The 1,113-nt window shown below is 42.1% G+C and carries 2 protein-coding genes; both read right to left on the minus strand.

Annotation, left to right across the window (positions count from 1 at the left end):
• Positions 1-34 precede the first annotated feature (34 nt).
• Complete coding sequence (gene modA, locus ACTQ9S_RS13735) at positions 35-853, minus strand: molybdate ABC transporter substrate-binding protein (RefSeq protein WP_440455269.1); 819 nt, start codon at positions 851-853, stop codon at positions 35-37.
• A partial coding sequence (locus tag ACTQ9S_RS13740) for a molybdenum cofactor biosynthesis protein MoaE (RefSeq protein WP_440455270.1) occupies positions 846-1,113 on the minus strand: 268 nt, incomplete at its 5' end. The genes ACTQ9S_RS13740 and modA, both read right to left, overlap by 8 nt.

The raw sequence follows: 1,113 nt of genomic DNA on the forward strand, positions 1-1,113 counted from the left end.
TTGCGTTAAAGGTTTGATTCTATTTAACAAAACACTATTGAACCGTTAGATAGCCTGCTTGTGAGAATTGTTGCTGTCCTGCTTTGGAGGTTAAATAATCGGTAAAGTCTATGGCAGTAGACGCATTACTGATGACTATGCCATCTTGCAGGATAGCTGGATAAGACTCGGGTGCTAAGGTAATAAACTGTTCAGGTTTGGCTTTAATAGCTATAATTTGTGATTGCGCGACAAAGCCATAATCGACACTGCCCGTATGTGCATATTGAAAGGCTTGACCAATATTTTCCGCTTGTATTAAACGCTTTTGCTTGTCTAAAGCATCATATACATTTTGCGATTGCAGATAAGATTTTGCCGATGCACCATAAGGCGCAAGCTCAGGACTGGCAATGGTTATTTTGGCATTGAGATCGCTTATGAATAAATCAGTCAGCACTGCTGGATTGAATTCACCAAAAGGTTTAGTGACACTATATAACGCCAACTGACCTTGTGCATAGGTAAAAGGTTGATGAGCTTTTTCACTTTGGGGACTTTCATCAGCTAGTTTGGCAGGGAATTCTTGATTGGCAGATAAGAATACATCGTAGGGTGCACCCGCTTTAATCTGCGCGTATAACTTACCAGAAGAGGCGTAAGTAACATCTATATCTTGGTTAGTTAACCTTTTATCTGCTTTATAGCCTTCGACAATGGCAGGCAAAACATCTGACAAGTTAGCAGCGGCAGCGATACGTAGCGTTTGCTCAGTAGTATCAGCAGCAGATGCTGTATTTGTAGCGCTCTCCTGCGTACAAGCACTTAATATCAAAAATGAGCTTGCAAGTACAATCGTTGTTAACCTACCCATTATTACTCAGCCATTTAGAAGAATCATCCTCATAATACTCTTGCTTCCATACTGGAATGTCCGCCTTAATCGTATCCAATACCCAGCGGCAGGCATCAAAGGCTGGATAACGATGGGCAGAGACGACCCCAACCCATACTGCCACATCACCTATCTCTAATGCGCCAATACGGTGAATAGCAATGGCATGGATAATCTGAAAACGCTGTTTGGCTTCTTCGATAATGGCGCGGCCTTGATTTAATGCTAAGTCTTCATAG

This window comes from Psychrobacter sp. ASPA161_9 (assembly GCF_051970275.1).
Taxonomy (GTDB): Bacteria; Pseudomonadota; Gammaproteobacteria; order Pseudomonadales; family Moraxellaceae; genus Psychrobacter.